Below are 684 nucleotides of genomic sequence, written 5' to 3' on the forward strand. Positions count from 1 at the left end.
TGGTGCCGTCCTTGTTCGGTGTTGCGTACAGGACCACAGTGCCCGTGCTCGGCGTAAGCGGAATGACGAACGCGGCGATAGCGCAGATGTCGTGTTCCTTCAATAACTGTTCAATGCGTCCCCACAGTGGATCGATTTCATTCTGGAACACTTTTTGGACACCCCGATAGGTAGTCGACATATGGGGCCCTACTGGGACAGCTCGGCGCGGCAGCTGAGAGGGGCGGGCGAGGAGTGCGCGACGTTGAGATAAACGACTGCGCAGACGAGCACGACCAAGGCTGCGATGTAATGGCGCTTCACAGATGGTTCCATTGGCTGGGCGCACGGCAGCAGGAAGAAATCCGTCGTGCGATTGTTGTTGAGTTCTTTCATAGGGCTCCGGGTGCGCTTTTGGGGAAAATGGCGCCGGCACGTCGCCAGCACTTGCAACATAATATTGCAATTTAGCGAGTTTGTTGTAATTTTTTATTTTATAAAAAATGTGAGAATTGGTGATAAATGCTTTTATCCAACATTGGCCTTTTTTGTAACTTCATTCCGCTATATACTGAAAAGCCGCCCGAGGAGACATGCATGCCAGTCCAGTTGCCGCTTTACCGTCACCCGACAATGACGGTTGTGATTGATGATGATCGTTCTTCACTGGCCGTACTGGATTTCCACCTCGAACAAAGCCTGGCA

The 684-nt window shown here is 51.6% G+C and carries 2 protein-coding genes; both read right to left on the reverse strand.

Features of this window, described 5'->3' with window-relative positions; all coding sequences use genetic code 11:
* Nucleotides 1-181, reverse strand: a 181-nt coding sequence (locus tag F2P46_RS37235) for a hypothetical protein (protein WP_208296928.1), incomplete at its 3' end; no start/stop codon positions are given.
* 8 nt (nt 182-189) lie between these two features.
* The gene (locus F2P46_RS36065) at nt 190-375 is read right to left on the reverse strand and encodes a hypothetical protein (protein WP_166882699.1); all 186 of its coding nucleotides are present in this window, start codon (nt 373-375) and stop codon (nt 190-192) included.
* Between the last annotated feature and the right edge of the window lie 309 nt (nt 376-684).

It is taken from the genome of Massilia sp. CCM 8734, from assembly GCF_011682155.1.
Classification (GTDB): domain Bacteria; phylum Pseudomonadota; class Gammaproteobacteria; order Burkholderiales; family Burkholderiaceae_D; genus Telluria_A; species Telluria_A rubra.